Source organism: Prevotella sp. Rep29 (assembly GCF_019551475.1).
Taxonomy (GTDB): domain Bacteria; phylum Bacteroidota; class Bacteroidia; order Bacteroidales; family Bacteroidaceae; genus Prevotella.
On the sequence record NZ_CP047159.1, the window covers coordinates 2284728 to 2299449 of the forward strand.

The following is a 14722-nucleotide window of genomic DNA, read 5'->3' on the forward strand; positions in this document are numbered from 1 at the left end:
TTGAGCCTCTTGTCGGATTCGAACCAACGACCCCGAGATTACAAATCACGTGCTCTGGCCAACTGAGCTAAAGAGGCATATCTTTGCAGCCGTCCGGCATGCGATTCCATACATCATAAAGCGGCTGCAAAGATAGGCATTATTTTTCAATCACCAAAATTTTTCAGTCTTTTTTTTATCTGTTGCGCTGTTTTTCTTTAAATTTTGACAATTGTGTCTTCATTGAGTCCACGCATTGGTCCACACTTTCCTCAAACGTGTCGCATGTTTTCTCCACGAAAAGTTTCTGTCCGGGCACTGCCACCGTCAGGCTCGTCTCTTTGTTCATCGCCGATGCCGGCTTCACCACTTTCAGCTGCACGTCAATGCTCTGGATATCTTCATACGTTTTCTGAAGTTTTTCAACTTTCTTCTGGATGAACGCTTCCAGTTTCTCTGTTGCGTCGAAACGAATTGCTTTAATGTTGATTTCCATAAGTACCTCCTGTTTTTAGGTTATGTTTTACTTTTCATTATGGTTCGCCCGTGGGTGGGCTTTCCCGTAAACTTCTTTCAGTTGTTCAAACGTCGTGTGCGTATAGATCTGCGTGGTGTTCAGGTTTTCATGCCCGAGCAGCTTCTGCACGCTTCCGATTCCTGCCTCATGGTTGAGCATCGCCGTGGCGAAGGTGTGTCGCAGCACGTGCGGTGTCCGTTTCTTCAGGGTCGATACGCGACTGAGGTGTTTCCGCACCTCGTCCCTCACCTGACTGTCGGTCATCCGCATGCCTTTCTCCGTGAGGAACAGTCCGTCGGTCTTTCTCGCCACTTTCCTGTCGCGGCATTCCATATAACTGCGCAGCACGTGGTCAAGTTCGTCGCCGAACGGCACGATGCGCTGTTTGTTTCGCTTGCCGGTCACCTTGACTTCCCTGCTCGTGAAGTGCACGTCCTCATCATTGAGCCCGACCAGTTCTGCGAGCCGGATGCCTGTGGAGTAGAACAATAATAATATAGTACGCGCGCGTACATCTTTATATTCGTCTGTCCACATCTCATCCTTGAACAGCTCATCCATCTCCCGTTCCTTGAGGAACTGTGGCAGCGGCTTCGTCTTTTTCGGTGCCATCACCTTGTGTGACGGGTCGCTCTCCACGAGATGTCTGGCGAGTGCAAAACGAAAAAAGGAACGCAATGCGCTCAGCCGTCTGTTGACCGAAGTCGCTTTGTTTCCTTTATCCATCATGCTCTCCATCCAGTCGCGAATCACATCGGAGTCCACCGTCTGCCAGGAGAGTTCATCGCTCAGATTTCTGAAATACGCCTCAAAAGCTTTGAGGTCTTTGCCATAATTTCGCACAGTCAGTGCAGAGCAGTTCCGCTCGTAGCGCAAATAGTTCAGAAATTTATCTATCATATCGGTGCCAGACGCTCTTATTTGGCAACGAATATACGAAGAAAATTCCGAACCACCAAATTTTGCCGACGTTTTTTAGTCTTCTGCGGCGCGGAGTTTCTGCACGTAGATAGCGCGTTCCATCTTGAGTCGCTTCAAAACAGATGGCTTATCGTACTGCTGACGTCTGCGGAGTTCTTTTACGACACCTGTTTTTTCGTATTTTCTCTTGAATTTCTTCAAGGCTCTCTCGATGTTCTCGCCATCTTTTACTGGTACAATAATCATGCTTTTTTGTTTTTAAATTTTAGTTCAACTTCTTGTTCACAATCGCACATTTTGCGAAATGTGGGTGCAAAATTACATCCTTTTTCCCAAATATCCAAATATTTGCCTGCTTTTTTGTTGCCGCTGCATGAAGACAAACTGCCAAAAGGCGCACTCAACGGACGCAGCGTGGCGGAATAAAAGAACCGGCGCACTGACTGCAGTCTTCATCTGAAACACATCCAGCCGCTCCATTTCCGAGCAATCCCTCGTCTGCCGCATTTTGTATATATATGCAAAAAGAGTCGTCGGAAAACACCGTCGCAACAAGCTGTATATCAGCGGTTTGCAAAAGGGCAACTTTTGCGTTCCAAAAGGGGAACTTTTAGGAGCTAAAAGTGCCACTTTTGCAAGCTAAAAGTTGAACTTTTGGAAAACGAAAGTTGAGGTGTTATATTTATACAGTTCTCCCCGCATATTTATACACGGCTCCGACGGGCGTTTCCGGCGGTCATCCAATTGCCTTCGTCGCCTCGTCGAGCCATGCCCGCTCCTCGTCGCTGAGGTGGGGCGAGAGGGCTTCACGCACACGGTGGTGGTAGCTGTTGAGCCACTGCACCTCCTCGTCGGTCATCATCTCGCGCACGATAGGTTCCGTGTCGATGGGACAGAGTGTCAGCGCTTCGAACCGCAGGAACTTGCCGAAGGCGGTCTCCTTGAAGGGCGTGATGAGCAGGGTGTTTTCGATGCGCACGCCGAACTGCCCCTCGAGATAGATGCCCGGCTCGTCGGTGACGGTCATGCCGGCATGCAGCGGTGCCGGGCGATACTCCATGCGAATCTGGTGCGGTCCCTCGTGCACGTTGAGGTAGCTGCCCACGCCGTGTCCCGTGCCGTGCAGATAGTTGTACCCCTCTGCCCACATATCCTTGCGCGCCAGGGCGTCGAGCTGTGTGCCGCTGGCACCGTCGGGGAAGGTCAGCATGTCGAGTTGGATGTGTCCTTTCAGCACGAGCGTATAGACGCGTCGCTGCTCTTCGGTCAACGGTCCGAGTGCGACGGTTCGCGTGATGTCGGTCGTACCGTTTTGATACTGCGCGCCACTGTCTATGAGCAGCAGCCCCTCCGCTTTCAGCGGCATGTCGGTCGCCTCGGTGGGTTCGTAGTGCACGATGGCGCCGTGCTCCTGATAGGCAGCAATCGTGTCGAACGAGATGTCGCGGAACAGCGGTTGCTCGCTGCGCAGTTCATAGAGTCGCCGTACGATGCTCATTTCCGTCTGCCCCCCTTGTGCGACGGCAGGCTTCAGCCATTTCAGGAACTTCACCATAGCGATGCCGTCGCGGAGCATCGCCTCATGAAAACCCGCTATCTCGGCATCGTTCTTTACGGCTTTCATCGCCGGCACGGGCGATGCAGCAGCCACGACGCGGTGACTGGAAGCGGCTTTGTAGAGTGTATAGTTGACGCTGTCGGGGTCGAGCAGGATGTTATATTCGAAATAGTCCTTCAGCCCTTTCTGCACATTCCCGTAGTCGTCCACGTCGATTCCCGCCTCTTTCAGGCTGGCAAGCGCCTCGGCGGTCAGCTTCCTGCGGTCAACGAAGAGTGTCGCTTTCGTCGAGGAGATGAGCAGATAGGCTACGAAGACGGGATTGCAGTGCACGTCGCTACCCCGCAGGTTGAGCGTCCAGGCGATGTCGTCGAGCGCCGTGACGAGCATTCCGTCAGCATGCTGCCCGCGCAGCGCCTGCCGGATGCGGCTGATTTTCTCGCGTGCCGGCTCTCCCGCAAGGTTCAGCGGTTGCACCACCACCTCGTTCAGCGGCACGGACGGACGGTCGGTCCACACCTGCGCGAGGATGTCGAGATTGGTGCGCAGCGTGAGTCCGCCAGCCTTCCGCAGCTCACCGATCAACCCTTCCACCATGCTGTAGGCACAGGTCATGCCGTCGATGCCCACTTCCTTCGAGTCGCTGTCGCGCAGCTGCTCACCGAGCCACTGCGCCACGGTCGGCGTTTCGGGCAGACGCTCCTTCATCAACACAAACTCCGTGCCACCCAACTGCTCGGCGGCAGCGATGAAATAGCGCGAATCGGTCCATAGCGCGGCACTCGTCATCGTCACGACTGCCGTACCAGCCGAGCCGTCGAAGCCCGAAATCCACTCACGACCCTTCCAATGGTCGGGCACATACTCGCTGTTGTGGGGGTCGGTACTGGGGAAAACAAATGCTGCCAGATGCTCGCGGCGCATCACCTCGCGCACGGCAGCCAGGCGGTTACTAATCGTTTCTTTCATAGTCTTTCCGTTAAATTTCTGTTCGCAAATATAACACATAATTCCGAAAAAAGCGAAAGGCGGCGACCTTTTTCACCGCCCCACCACCCTTTTCACCCATAATTTCGACCGCAAAATGTTGCTGCTACGGATTTTTTTCACGATATTTGCAGGACAGAAGAAAGACACATGGCAGCATACTACTTCAAACCGAGAGTGGGCAAACACTACGAAGAGGGACTGGACGGGCGGCGCACGCTGGTGCTCGGCGTCCATCAGGTGTGCCTCTATCCCGACTGCCCCGCCTACGGACGCTGCACCTCGCCCGACGGCATTCGCCAGATGGACGTCTGCCTGCATCAGCCCGACTACGAACTGCGCGAAGCCAACAGCCTCGAGATGGACTCGTTTCTCGACCCGATGCCACAAGACGGGTTCAAATATCCCACACACTCCTACTTCACACGCTACATGCTCCAAGCCGAAGACAGCATCGACGAGCAACAGAAAAAGGACTTCTGGGAACATGTCGCCTTCTTCAACTTCTTCCAGCACTATCGCCAACACCTCACACCCAAGCCCTACCGGGGAAACGAACGGGAATATCGGGCAGAGATTCCTGCCCTCATGGCGCTGCTCGAAGAACTCAAGCCGCAGGTTATCTACGCATGGACCAAGCCGCTGCACGACGCACTCGCCAACAGCAAAGAGCTGAGAGCGGCAGGGCTGCACGAAGCCGACATCATAAGAAAATTCTATGGAATGCACCTGTCTAAATTCACCTTCCAGACAGCAAGCGAAATACCGACGGCAGAAGACATCAGAGCCTATCTCGCCGAACGGCTCGAAGGGGAGCTCGACATCGCCAACCAGAAGCGCCCGAAAAACCATCTCACACTCGAAGAGGCACTCTTCAACTGCCTCACAGCACGACTAATCACATTCTCGAACGGCGAACTGACCTTTCCGCCAAACAAAAACAATCCCCTTCACAAAAACCACTATGACGCCGCTATCTACGAACAGCTCAACAAAGCCTACGAACTGCCCGAAAAACTCATCAACAGAATCCTCGTCAAACACAGTCCGCGCGGCAACGGCGGCCACGTCTCCCTGCGCAAAATAGAACCCGCCGAAAAGCCCATACGCGAAAAAGTCAAACGCCTTTTCGAAAAATGAAGAGTTAAGAGTTAAGAATTCTTTTAGTCGCTTCGCTTGGTAAAAGCGTCAAAGACGATTAAAAAAATATGATTAGGGATTCCCAGCCTTCCCAGGATTCCCAGTGCTCTCAGTCCTCCCAGCTTTCCCAGTCCTCCCAGCATTCCCAGCCCTCCCAAGATTCCGCCGATTTCACAGATTCCTCCCCCAGTGGGGGGAGGTTAGGAGGGGGCTTTCCTTTTCCGACATTTTTTCGACATTTTCGTTTTTCGCATACGCGTTCATGATTATAATCATATCTTTGCATTCGAAACATTTTAATTACAAAAACACCAAATCATAAAATTATGGCATTCGTATGTTCACAATGTGGGGAGAAGTTTAAGGTTACGTATCTCACCACAATCTCCCTGATTGCCGACCACAACGTCAGCATTTTCTTTCCCAATCGTTGTCCGAAATGCGGGAGCGTCCGGATACGCCCTTGGACATGGCGCGACCGACTTGGCATCGGCTATATTCAGTACGAAGAAGGATGGAGAAGAAGGGAACAGAGGGAGAAAGAGCGAAAGGAAAAGGAAGGGAGCGACAATGCGAGCATTTTCTTCATGTAGCAACAGAGTGAATTAAAAGTTAAGAATGATGGTCAGAGTTTATTTGCCCTCCGTAGGGGCGGATCGGTGTATCCGCCCAAACTGCCAATCTCTCACGGATATTCTCCCGTGAGGCATTCCCTCCCCATTTGGGGGAGAGTTAGGGAGGGGCTCCCTACACAGAAGTGGCAAATCGCTTTTTGCAAGAAATGTTTGGCAGTCTCAAATAACTTTTGTAGATTTGCAAAGTCGTCCCACTCCGTCGGAGTTGGAGCATCGACAAGACATTGAGGGCAAAAACATGTGATTAACGTCACGCTGTTGATTTGATCGGTGTAAATCTCGCAAATTGAACTGAATCATTCAAATACGGCACGTGGCAGTTCTTACCTTATCACATTAAGGTGAGTGCCGCTTCTGTTAATTTGATGATTCGGGCAATGCGAGAGCCTACACTGACAGATTAGCCAGAAGTAGGTCCTCGCCTTTTTTCATGTAAAAAATGAACAAACAAATAAAAATCAACAACAATAATATTTATAACATATGGAAGCAAAACAACTTAAACTTACATTTCTGCTCGCAGTGCTCATGAGCATGGTTGGAGCAAAGGCATTCGCCCATGATTTTGCGGTAGCGAATGGGGATGGCAAGGCCATCTATTACAAATACAAACGTATTAACAATAGCACTGAAGTTGAGGTTTCTTATCGGGGAAGCAGTTCTTCTTCATATTCGAATGAGTATTCGGGAGTGGTCAATATCCCTGAATCTGTCACTTATGATGGAGAGACTTATCCCGTGACGAGCATTGGAGAGTCTGCGTTCTCAAGTTGCAAAGGTCTGACCTCCGTGACCATCCCCAACTCCGTGACGAGCATTGGAACTCTGGCGTTCGGGTATTGCAGCGGTCTGACTGAAATCAATGTGGATGAGAATAATACTGCCTATTCTTCTATAGATGGGGTCGTGTTTAACAAATCACAAACAGAATTGGTTTGCTATCCAGGTGGGAAACAAGGAGCATATACCATCCCCAACTCCGTGACGAGCATAGGAAGTAAGGCGTTCTCAGGTTGCAGCGGTCTGACATCTATTACCATCCCCAGTTCCGTGACGAGCATAGGAAGTAAGGCGTTCTCAGGTTGCAGCGGTCTGACATCCGTCACTATCAATAGTAATGCCATTGCTTCTAAGACTTACACTTCATCTTCTTCGATGAAGGATATTTTCGGCGAGCAAGTGAATCAGTATGTGTTGGGGGATAGCGTAAAATCTATTGGAGGTTATGCGTTCTACAATTGCACAGGTCTGACATCCATTGAGATTCCTAACTCCGTGACGAGCATTGGAAGTTCTGCGTTCATGTTATGTATTTAGAGACCTCTAAACTACCATGAATAACGAAAACTAATCATACTTAAACTATTGTATTACAGCCACTTTTAGATTTTAACACTTCAGAAGCTGTTTTTGGTCGCTTCGGAAATTCCCTATAAATTTGCAACGTATTTCTACCGCAGGGAATTTACGAGGCTTTATTTTTGCCACATCGTGGAAAGAGTTGACAAGGGTTGCTGATAGATTACTAGAGTTGACAGATTCATGACCTGCTTTTGAGAAAAGCAATATCGTGGCGAAAGTTGACAAGGGATGTCGATAGTTTACTTGTGATGACTTGCGGAGAGGTACAACAAATGGAATGTTGAACCCATAAATAACGCAAGTATGCCAAAGACCAGAAAATGTGCTTATTGTGGTAAGGTCTTCACCACAAACAACGGAATGCAGAAGTACTGCTCAGAGGAATGTGCCGAGCAAGCGAAGGAAACCAAGAAAAAGAGACAACGGGATTTCCTTCGGGCAGTCGAGCCTGTGATGGTACTCCAGCAGCAGGAGTATTTGTCTTTTTCCAAAGCAGCCATCCTTTTAGGCTGCACCCGTCAGTATGTCTATAAACTCGTTGAGCAAGGGAAGTTGCCAGCCTCACGGCTGAGCAGTCGCATGGCTCTTGTCCGCAGGAGTGACATCGAAAGGATGTTTGATGCAAACCCTTATAATCGTGTTCTACCTTGTACGAAGCCCAAGAATACCACTTCAAAGAAAAAGAGACCTGTTGGTGACAAGAAGCAGAAAATCCAATCTACATCATCATATTCCGATGAAGTTCTCGAATATTATTCTGGCGAAGAAGTGAAGCAGATTTACAAGGTCAAACAGTCATGGCTTTATGCATCTGCTAAGCGTCATCAGATTCCCATGTGCCGTATAGCTGGACGGAACTATTACAGCAAGAAACACATTGATGCAGTATTTGGCACAACCATAGACACAGATGCCATTGTCGATTGGCTGTCACCCCAAGAAGTGGCAGACCGCTATGGTATCAACCTTACGGCAGTTCGTTCCTATGCCCATCGCCACAAGATTCCAAGTAAACGAGAGTACGGACACACCTACTACTCTCAAAGCCACTTTGACGAACTACGCCGGACGGACTTGTTGGAGGACGATAACTACTACACCGTCGAGCAGGTTCAGCAACTCTACGGACTGACCAAGGCTAACATCTGCCACATCGTCAAGGTGAAGCACATTGAGAAGACAAAGGTAGGACGGCTTAACCTCCTGCTCCGTTCAGACGTTGAGAGAGTAATGGAAGAACGAGAATCCGTGGGAATGGTCCCCTCTGGATTCTGAGTTTCTACCTTATTGACAGATTATTCAGTGATTATTAGAAATAATCGGAATCAGCATGTCATCATTGAGTTTCTTTGCACCCGTGGAGAAACGCTCCACCATGATTACTAACAATAAAATATATAAGTATGAGTAACATCTGCAAGACCGTGACCCTCCGCACACGTAAAATAAAAGGCGGAGAACAGCTTTCCTTCTATCTCGACTACTATCCTGGCTATCGGGACGAGTCTACCATGAAGGTCATGCGCCATGAATCGCTCGGTATCTACATCTATGCCAAGCCGAAGTCACAACGGGAGAAAGACTACAACGACCGTATGCGCGAGAAGGCAGAAGCCCTCCGCTGCCGTCGCTATGAGTCCATAGTGAATGAAAGGTATGACTTCTTTGACCGTGATAAGATGAAGGGCGACTTTCTTGCCTACTTCAAGCTGAAAGCAGACAAGAAGAATTGCAAGTGGCAGCATGTCTATAAGCACTTCGCCCGTTTCTGCAATGACAAGTGCCGCTTCGATGAAATCAACGTTGACCTGTGCAACAAGTTCCGTGAGTACCTGATGACTGCACCTCAGACTATCCACACAGAACACAAACTGCATATCAATAGTGTGGCAGGCTATTGGTCAACCTTCCGTGCCGTACTCCATACAGCCTACAGGGAGCACAAGATTATGGAGAATCCCAACGGCTTCTTGGAACGCATTGACACCATACCCACGGAAAAGGAGCACTTGTCCAAGGATGAACTTGTCAGGTTGGCGAACACCCCATGCCAATATCCCGTCTTAAAGACCGCCTTTCTCTTTGCCTGTCTGACCGGACTCCGAAAGAGTGATATCAAGCAACTCACATGGGAAAACATACAGCCATACGGCGACGGAGGAATGTATGTCACACTGAGAATGCAGAAAACCAAGGAACTGGTGAACAATCCCATCAGTGACGAGGCTTTAGAACTGATCGGTGAGCGAGGAACTGGCCTCGTCTTTGTCGGCTTTGCAGACAAGATGACCCAGGCACCTTTGAAGAACTGGCTGAAAGCTGCTGGCATCACCAAGAAAATCTCGTTTCATTGCAGCAGGCATACATTCGGTTCTCTACAGGTAGATGCAGGAACAAGCGTCTATACCGTTCAGCACATGTTGGGTCACAAAAACGTTTCGACCACTCAAATCTACGCTGCGATGGCTGACGAGAGCAAGCGCGAGAGCGTCAACCGTATCACGCTCAAACCGATGAAGACGGTGCAACTAAAGGTCGTAGGGCAATAACGACTTTCATCTTGTTCTATCGGACACCTATAATATATATGTATCATCTTTGGGGAGGGGCATTGCTTCTCCCTTTTTCTTTCCCATTCGTCATGTCCATCAACATTTTATAGTATGATTATTGGTTCTTTTTTCATACTCGATAGGACCAATTCCTAAACTAATGTAAAAACGGAGCAGATTTTTCGGAAGATTTTGAGCAGTCGGGAATAATCGGAGTAACTTTGCATCGGAAATCGCATAGCCGAGTTCTGGCAGATACCGACAATTCCGAAATGTACAAATCAATATAATAAAAGGAACAAGAAAGATGAACAATGTAAAATGCAAGACAGAAAACATGGCAGTAAGAGACTACTGCCTTGTGTGGGGATGCCCAGGTTTGGTCATTCTCACCATCTCCCTCTTCGTATCATTGAAGGTGGGCAACGACTTTGGGCAAGACAACTTTGCCAAGTTCGTAACCTTTGTAATCTCCAGTGGATTGCTGGGGACAGTCTATTATCTGTTCCAGTCCGTATTGGCAGAAGTGCCACTTAGATTAGAGGAAAGACAATGCTCTGCCGCCATACTTCCAACCAACAAAGAAGCGGAAGCAGTAACAGAAGATTCAACGAACAACGATATTATAGAACAGGTTCAAGAATGTTTGGCAGAAATGCCTCCTCAATGCGAAGCTGCACAAGAGTCCTTGTTAGAGGAACTGCAAGAATCTACGATAGAGATTTCCGATTCGGCAGAACCTACTAAGGAGGTTTCTGATACGACAGAGACGAGTACAGAGCAGCCCGACCTTTATGCCCAACGCTGCAAGGAATATCAGCGTGAGCAGGAACAGCGACGGCAGGACACCATTGAGGCCATCATGGAATATGTGGTACATACCATGTCCCCATATATCTATGATAATGAGGAATTGGAAAAACTCTGTGATGCAATCAGGAAGTGGGCCGATGACTGGCAGCATACACCTGTCCCCATCAGGTTGAAGTCCACTCTTACCACCCTTGACCTTCGGCACTTTGTTTGGAACATAGCCGAGAGGTTGGGCAGCAAGAAAGACTATACGGGACGTGTCCGTGCCGACTTCATCAAGCGCATGTTCCCCGATGTGATGAGAGACATTGAGCAGGATAGCATCCGCAACTTCAAGTTCCAGCCCGATACAGGGAACATCGTGATAGACGAGCCGGACAAGGGTGACTATCATTTCCATTTTGAGTAGATTTCACGTTTAAAAATCAGCGAAATTCAATAATATTTTCTCGTTTTCGCTGATTTTTAAGCAAAAGATGTATGAGTCTGAAATAAAAATTGTACTTTTGCAGAGCAATAAAAACAATTCAGCATGAAGTACCCCAATATCATAGGCAGAGAAGTGGAAATATCCACGCTCGAACGCTTGTACAAGTCCAAGAAATCCGAGTTTGTCGCCATCTATGGGCGCAGACGCATAGGCAAGTCGTATCTGGTCAGTGAGGTGTATGGCAGTAAGATTGTCTTTTCTGCCGTCGGAACATACGTAAAGGACGGGGACAAGAATTACGAGACATACCGTAAACTGCAATTGGATCATTTCTACGATTCATTGATATTGTCAGGGCTGGATGCCGCTACGACCGAAAGACCTACATGCTGGCGTGAAGCCTTCCTGCTTCTGCGAAGGCTGCTTGAAGGCATACGCTCCCGTCGGAAGGTCATCCTTATTGATGAGTTGCCCTGGTTGGCTGGACCTCAGTCGTCCGAGATGATTTCGGAACTCGGCTATTTCTGGAACTCATGGGCGGATAGTCAGAGAAACATCATTCTGGTGGTGTGCGGATCTGCCACGAGCTGGATGCTTGACAATGTGATACGTGACTACGGAGGTCTGCACGGACGACTCACTGAGACCATCAAGCTTGCACCCTTCACATTGGCCGAATGTCAGAAGTATTATCGACGAAACGGATTCCGTCTGTCCCGATATGAGATGTGTATCTGCTACATGGCATTGGGAGGTGTCCCATTTTATCTTGACAAGCTACGCAACAGCCAGACCATTACTGAGAATATAGACCGCATTTTCTTTGCCGACGAAAAGATACATCAAGAGTTCTTGGATGTTTATGCAGGACTATATGCCAGCAAGGAGCGGTATGTGGATATAGTCAAAGTTTTGGGAAGTCAGTTTTATGGCATGACCCAGAAAGAGATCAGCACAGCCATAGATGTCAAGACTGGCGGAACGCTGACTAAGTTGCTTGAAAACCTTATGGAGTCAGGCATCATCAGGGCATATCCACGCTATGGCAAGGAACGTGTGGAGACGGTCTATCAGTTGATTGACTTCTTTTCACTTTTCTATTTGCGTTTCATACAAGGCAAACAGGCGAAGAAGGGAATATGGAATTCCATTCACGGCACTCCCACTTTCTACACATGGGCTGGAGATACCTTTGAACTGCTTTGTGTGGAACACTTGCCCCAAATCCAAGACACCCTGCGTATAGCCTCCATCAACCGGAATTATTGTTGGAGTGGGAAAAGTCCCGACGGAAGGGGTGCTCAGATTGACTTGCTGCTGGAAAGTAAGGCCGACAGGACGGACTATCTTTGTGAAATGAAGTTCACTGGTGGCAAATACGCCATAACGAAAACCGATGAAGAAGATTTCCTAAATAAGATAGAGGCCTTTGCCGCAAGCAAGATGCACAACAAGACGCACAGCATCCAGTTGGTTATGATTACGACGATGGGTGTTGCCCGAGGGGAACACGCCAGCATTGTCAATCAGTCTGTTGTGTTGGACAATTTATTTGCAGACCGCTTAACTTAGATTCTCTAATCCTTCTAATATATAAACACTACTAAGGTTGAGTTTTTTCCTAAACCGATGTAATATCTACGTTTTGGGAAAAGCTCAATTTTAATCTTTCTTTGACAATTCCCCAGATAGTGGGCGAAAGCTGATGTCATTGCATCGGTTTTCGCCCACTGTCTGTTTTGTAATCTTCTGTCGGGAGCACCAATAAACCTTGCCGCAAGCTCTATTCTTACCTTTTCCCTATCATTCTTCCCCTTGTAGCCCAGATTTTTCCCAATTATTTCATGTTGACATGATTATTCGTGGATTATCGTGAATAATCGGAATCAGCATGGCATCATTGAGTTCCTTTGCAGCCGATTCACCAAAAAAGTGATAAGTTATGCAAAACGAGAATTTGACATTCAACGACCTCCCGCAGGTCGTCGCCCAGCTTCGGGATGAGGTGATGGGCATGAGAGCCATGCTGTCCAGACAGCAGGCAGAGAGTAGTAAACCAGTAAAGGAGAACCGCCACAAGCCAATGACTGTGGATGAGGCCATCGAGTACACGCACATCCCCAGGGGAACGATGTACATGAAACTGGAGGACGGCACCATCCCTGCCACCAAGCCTGGCAGAAGATGGATCCTGTATCAGGATGAGCTTGACAAATGGCTGGAGACGAAGCGCAGGAATTCCGTTCCGATGACCGCAGATGAGGAGAACGATACCATCCTCGCTTCACACAAACGAAAGCCAGATAAGCATGACTGGCAGAACGAAGCCGACACCAGTCCGACATAACCCTGTTTTCAAGTCACATTCAAATCTCATTATTAACAACGGCTGAGGGCTGACCAATGCCAGCCCTCACCACAAAACAAAAATTACAATGAAGTACAACAACGTAAAGTATGGAATCCTGCTGACCAGAGAGCAGCTTGATTTCCTCAAAGATGACAACCAAGGCTTCCACCGCATGAAAGCCTTTGATACTTTTCTCTCTTTGGCGGCAATAGAGCCTTTCCATTACGAGAAGAAGAACTTTTCTGCTGACCTCGGTATCGGTCAGTTTGCCATATCGAAAGTAGAACTCGCCGAACTATGGCACTGTGACCGCAAGACTGCACAGAAAATAATCGACCTTTTCAATAAGGTGGGTATTCTCACATCTATTGCCAATAACCGCACGACTATCCACACAATCCATTGTCTGGCGTTCTGGTTTGTGGACGGGCGGGATGCTCCCATCAAGAATCCGAATTATCATCGGAATACAGTCACTCCCAATCTGGCTGACCAAGGTAATGCCAACCCGACATATTCTAATGATAATGGCAACAGCCAACAAACTCCATCTTCTTATATCAATCCCGTTCCATCTTTGGCTAATGCCAACAACGATGAAAGGGAAGAGAATAAACTATCTCCATACGGAGAGGATGGACAGCTGCCTGTAGGTTACTTAGACCAACTTGACGAGCACTATGCCAACCTGCTGCCAGGAGCCGATAAGCCATATAGCACATCAAATGATGTTGCATTAGGCGGCACTCCTGCTATGCCTATCAATCCAGAGGGCATCTCTGATGTTGAAGGCTCGACCAATCAACTTGTCTCGCCAATTCCAAGTACAACAGCTGCGGATGCAGCCGACAGTGCCGAATACCCACTGCATGGCAGCGACTGACAGAAGGCTAAAGCCGCGAACAAGCCCGAAGAAGAGTGATTTTTTCTGAGGTCTAAACAAGAAGTCCCAATGTCTGACAGATTTGCTTCGCTGCACTGTCCTTCCACTGGGCTCTTGCGCCGCTCGCAAGCTCGCACCGGGCTGTCCAAGGCTTGTACTTCAATCTCTCATTTACCAATCTTATCATTCATTATTATAAACGATTTCATTATGCAAAACAAGAAAACATCTAAGACCTCAGAAAAGAGGCAGAATAAGGGACACCACATCGATGTCCGCTTCACGGAAGAAGAATACAACCAGATTGTAACCAATGCCAACAAGTGCGGAATGCACAAAAGCAACTATGTCCACGATGCAGTCCTTGGACACCAGCCAAAGCAGTTGATGACCGAGGGACAGGAGGAAGCGCTGAAAAGTCTCTCCGCTGCAAGGTCAGAACTTGTCGGCATCCGCAATGCCCTTCACGGACTGCCGCAGGAGGTGAGGAAGCGTTACTTCAGAAACGAGCGAATCATGACGGCATGGATAGAGGGCGTGAACTACCTCATCCAGCACTGGGACACCATCAAGGAAAACTTTGGAGGATAGGACT

The 14722-nt window shown here is 48.6% G+C and carries 14 protein-coding genes and 1 tRNA gene; 10 read left to right on the forward strand and 5 right to left on the reverse strand.

All coding sequences use genetic code 11. The features are described 5' to 3' along the window. Window positions 1-3 precede the first annotated feature (3 nt). The 5 genes from GRF55_RS09785 to GRF55_RS09805 all read right to left on the reverse strand — a co-directional run bounded on the left by GRF55_RS09785 (window position 4) and on the right by GRF55_RS09805 (window position 3944). A tRNA-Thr gene (locus tag GRF55_RS09785) sits at window positions 4-77 on the reverse strand. A 98-nt stretch (window positions 78-175) separates the two neighbouring features. Next, window positions 176-475, reverse strand: a complete 300-nt coding sequence (hpf, locus tag GRF55_RS09790; protein WP_220368228.1) for a ribosome hibernation-promoting factor, HPF/YfiA family — start codon at window positions 473-475, stop codon at window positions 176-178. Window positions 476-502: 27 nt separating this feature from the next. After that, window positions 503-1396: a tyrosine recombinase XerC gene (gene xerC / locus GRF55_RS09795; protein ID WP_220368229.1), complete on the reverse strand. Its 894-nt coding sequence runs from the start codon at window positions 1394-1396 to the stop codon at window positions 503-505. Window positions 1397-1471: 75 nt separating this feature from the next. Further along, the gene (gene rpsU / locus GRF55_RS09800; RefSeq protein ID WP_220368230.1) at window positions 1472-1663 is read right to left on the reverse strand and encodes a 30S ribosomal protein S21; all 192 of its coding nucleotides are present in this window, start codon (window positions 1661-1663) and stop codon (window positions 1472-1474) included. Between the two features lie 490 nt (window positions 1664-2153). Then, the gene (locus GRF55_RS09805; RefSeq protein WP_220368231.1) at window positions 2154-3944 is read right to left on the reverse strand and encodes an aminopeptidase P family protein; all 1791 of its coding nucleotides are present in this window, start codon (window positions 3942-3944) and stop codon (window positions 2154-2156) included. 168 nt (window positions 3945-4112) lie between these two features. On the opposite strand from GRF55_RS09805, the gene GRF55_RS09810 reads away from it, so the two are divergent. The 10 genes from GRF55_RS09810 to GRF55_RS09855 all read left to right on the forward strand — a co-directional run bounded on the left by GRF55_RS09810 (window position 4113) and on the right by GRF55_RS09855 (window position 14718). Next, complete coding sequence (locus GRF55_RS09810; RefSeq protein WP_220368232.1) at window positions 4113-5102, forward strand: hypothetical protein; 990 nt, start codon at window positions 4113-4115, stop codon at window positions 5100-5102. Window positions 5103-5428: 326 nt separating this feature from the next. Next, window positions 5429-5695 (forward strand): hypothetical protein, encoded by a 267-nt coding sequence (locus GRF55_RS09815; protein ID WP_220368233.1) that lies wholly within the window; start codon window positions 5429-5431, stop codon window positions 5693-5695. Between the two features lie 525 nt (window positions 5696-6220). Beyond that, window positions 6221-7054 carry a leucine-rich repeat domain-containing protein gene (locus tag GRF55_RS09820; RefSeq protein ID WP_220368234.1) on the forward strand — a complete coding sequence of 278 codons (834 nt, stop codon included), beginning with the start codon at window positions 6221-6223 and terminating at the stop codon, window positions 7052-7054. 348 nt (window positions 7055-7402) lie between these two features. Beyond that, window positions 7403-8374, forward strand: a complete 972-nt coding sequence (locus GRF55_RS09825; RefSeq protein ID WP_220368235.1) for a helix-turn-helix domain-containing protein — start codon at window positions 7403-7405, stop codon at window positions 8372-8374. Between the two features lie 128 nt (window positions 8375-8502). Next, the gene (locus GRF55_RS09830) at window positions 8503-9648 is read left to right on the forward strand and encodes a site-specific integrase (RefSeq protein ID WP_220368236.1); all 1146 of its coding nucleotides are present in this window, start codon (window positions 8503-8505) and stop codon (window positions 9646-9648) included. 310 nt (window positions 9649-9958) lie between these two features. Next, window positions 9959-10873, forward strand: coding sequence for a hypothetical protein (locus GRF55_RS09835; protein ID WP_220368237.1), 915 nt, complete (start codon window positions 9959-9961; stop codon window positions 10871-10873). Window positions 10874-10996: 123 nt separating this feature from the next. Beyond that, window positions 10997-12466 carry an ATP-binding protein gene (locus GRF55_RS09840; RefSeq protein WP_220368238.1) on the forward strand — a complete coding sequence of 490 codons (1470 nt, stop codon included), beginning with the start codon at window positions 10997-10999 and terminating at the stop codon, window positions 12464-12466. A 370-nt stretch (window positions 12467-12836) separates the two neighbouring features. Next, the gene (locus tag GRF55_RS09845) at window positions 12837-13241 is read left to right on the forward strand and encodes a helix-turn-helix domain-containing protein (RefSeq protein WP_220368239.1); all 405 of its coding nucleotides are present in this window, start codon (window positions 12837-12839) and stop codon (window positions 13239-13241) included. Window positions 13242-13329: 88 nt separating this feature from the next. Beyond that, window positions 13330-14127: a hypothetical protein gene (locus GRF55_RS09850; protein WP_220368240.1), complete on the forward strand. Its 798-nt coding sequence runs from the start codon at window positions 13330-13332 to the stop codon at window positions 14125-14127. Window positions 14128-14337: 210 nt separating this feature from the next. Continuing rightward, window positions 14338-14718 carry a hypothetical protein gene (locus GRF55_RS09855; RefSeq protein WP_220368241.1) on the forward strand — a complete coding sequence of 127 codons (381 nt, stop codon included), beginning with the start codon at window positions 14338-14340 and terminating at the stop codon, window positions 14716-14718. Window positions 14719-14722 lie beyond the last annotated feature (4 nt).

Bases quoted from the DNA above. Each gene is read 5' to 3' on its own strand.
- GRF55_RS09810 (WP_220368232.1), top strand. From the start codon at position 4,113: ATGGCAGCATACTACTTCAAACCGAGAGTGGGCAAACACTACGAAGAG.
- GRF55_RS09855 (WP_220368241.1), top strand. From the start codon at position 14,338: ATGCAAAACAAGAAAACATCTAAGACCTCAGAAAAGAGGCAGAATAAG.
- rpsU (WP_220368230.1), bottom strand. From the start codon at position 1,663: ATGATTATTGTACCAGTAAAAGATGGCGAGAACATCGAGAGAGCCTTG.
- GRF55_RS09825 (WP_220368235.1), top strand. From the start codon at position 7,403: ATGCCAAAGACCAGAAAATGTGCTTATTGTGGTAAGGTCTTCACCACA.
- hpf (WP_220368228.1), bottom strand. From the start codon at position 475: ATGGAAATCAACATTAAAGCAATTCGTTTCGACGCAACAGAGAAACTG.
- GRF55_RS09815 (WP_220368233.1), top strand. From the start codon at position 5,429: ATGGCATTCGTATGTTCACAATGTGGGGAGAAGTTTAAGGTTACGTAT.
- GRF55_RS09845 (WP_220368239.1), top strand. From the start codon at position 12,837: ATGCAAAACGAGAATTTGACATTCAACGACCTCCCGCAGGTCGTCGCC.
- GRF55_RS09850 (WP_220368240.1), top strand. From the start codon at position 13,330: ATGAAGTACAACAACGTAAAGTATGGAATCCTGCTGACCAGAGAGCAG.
- GRF55_RS09820 (WP_220368234.1), top strand. From the start codon at position 6,221: ATGGAAGCAAAACAACTTAAACTTACATTTCTGCTCGCAGTGCTCATG.
- GRF55_RS09805 (WP_220368231.1), bottom strand. From the start codon at position 3,944: ATGAAAGAAACGATTAGTAACCGCCTGGCTGCCGTGCGCGAGGTGATG.
- GRF55_RS09840 (WP_220368238.1), top strand. From the start codon at position 10,997: ATGAAGTACCCCAATATCATAGGCAGAGAAGTGGAAATATCCACGCTC.
- xerC (WP_220368229.1), bottom strand. From the start codon at position 1,396: ATGATAGATAAATTTCTGAACTATTTGCGCTACGAGCGGAACTGCTCT.
- GRF55_RS09835 (WP_220368237.1), top strand. From the start codon at position 9,959: ATGAACAATGTAAAATGCAAGACAGAAAACATGGCAGTAAGAGACTAC.
- GRF55_RS09830 (WP_220368236.1), top strand. From the start codon at position 8,503: ATGAGTAACATCTGCAAGACCGTGACCCTCCGCACACGTAAAATAAAA.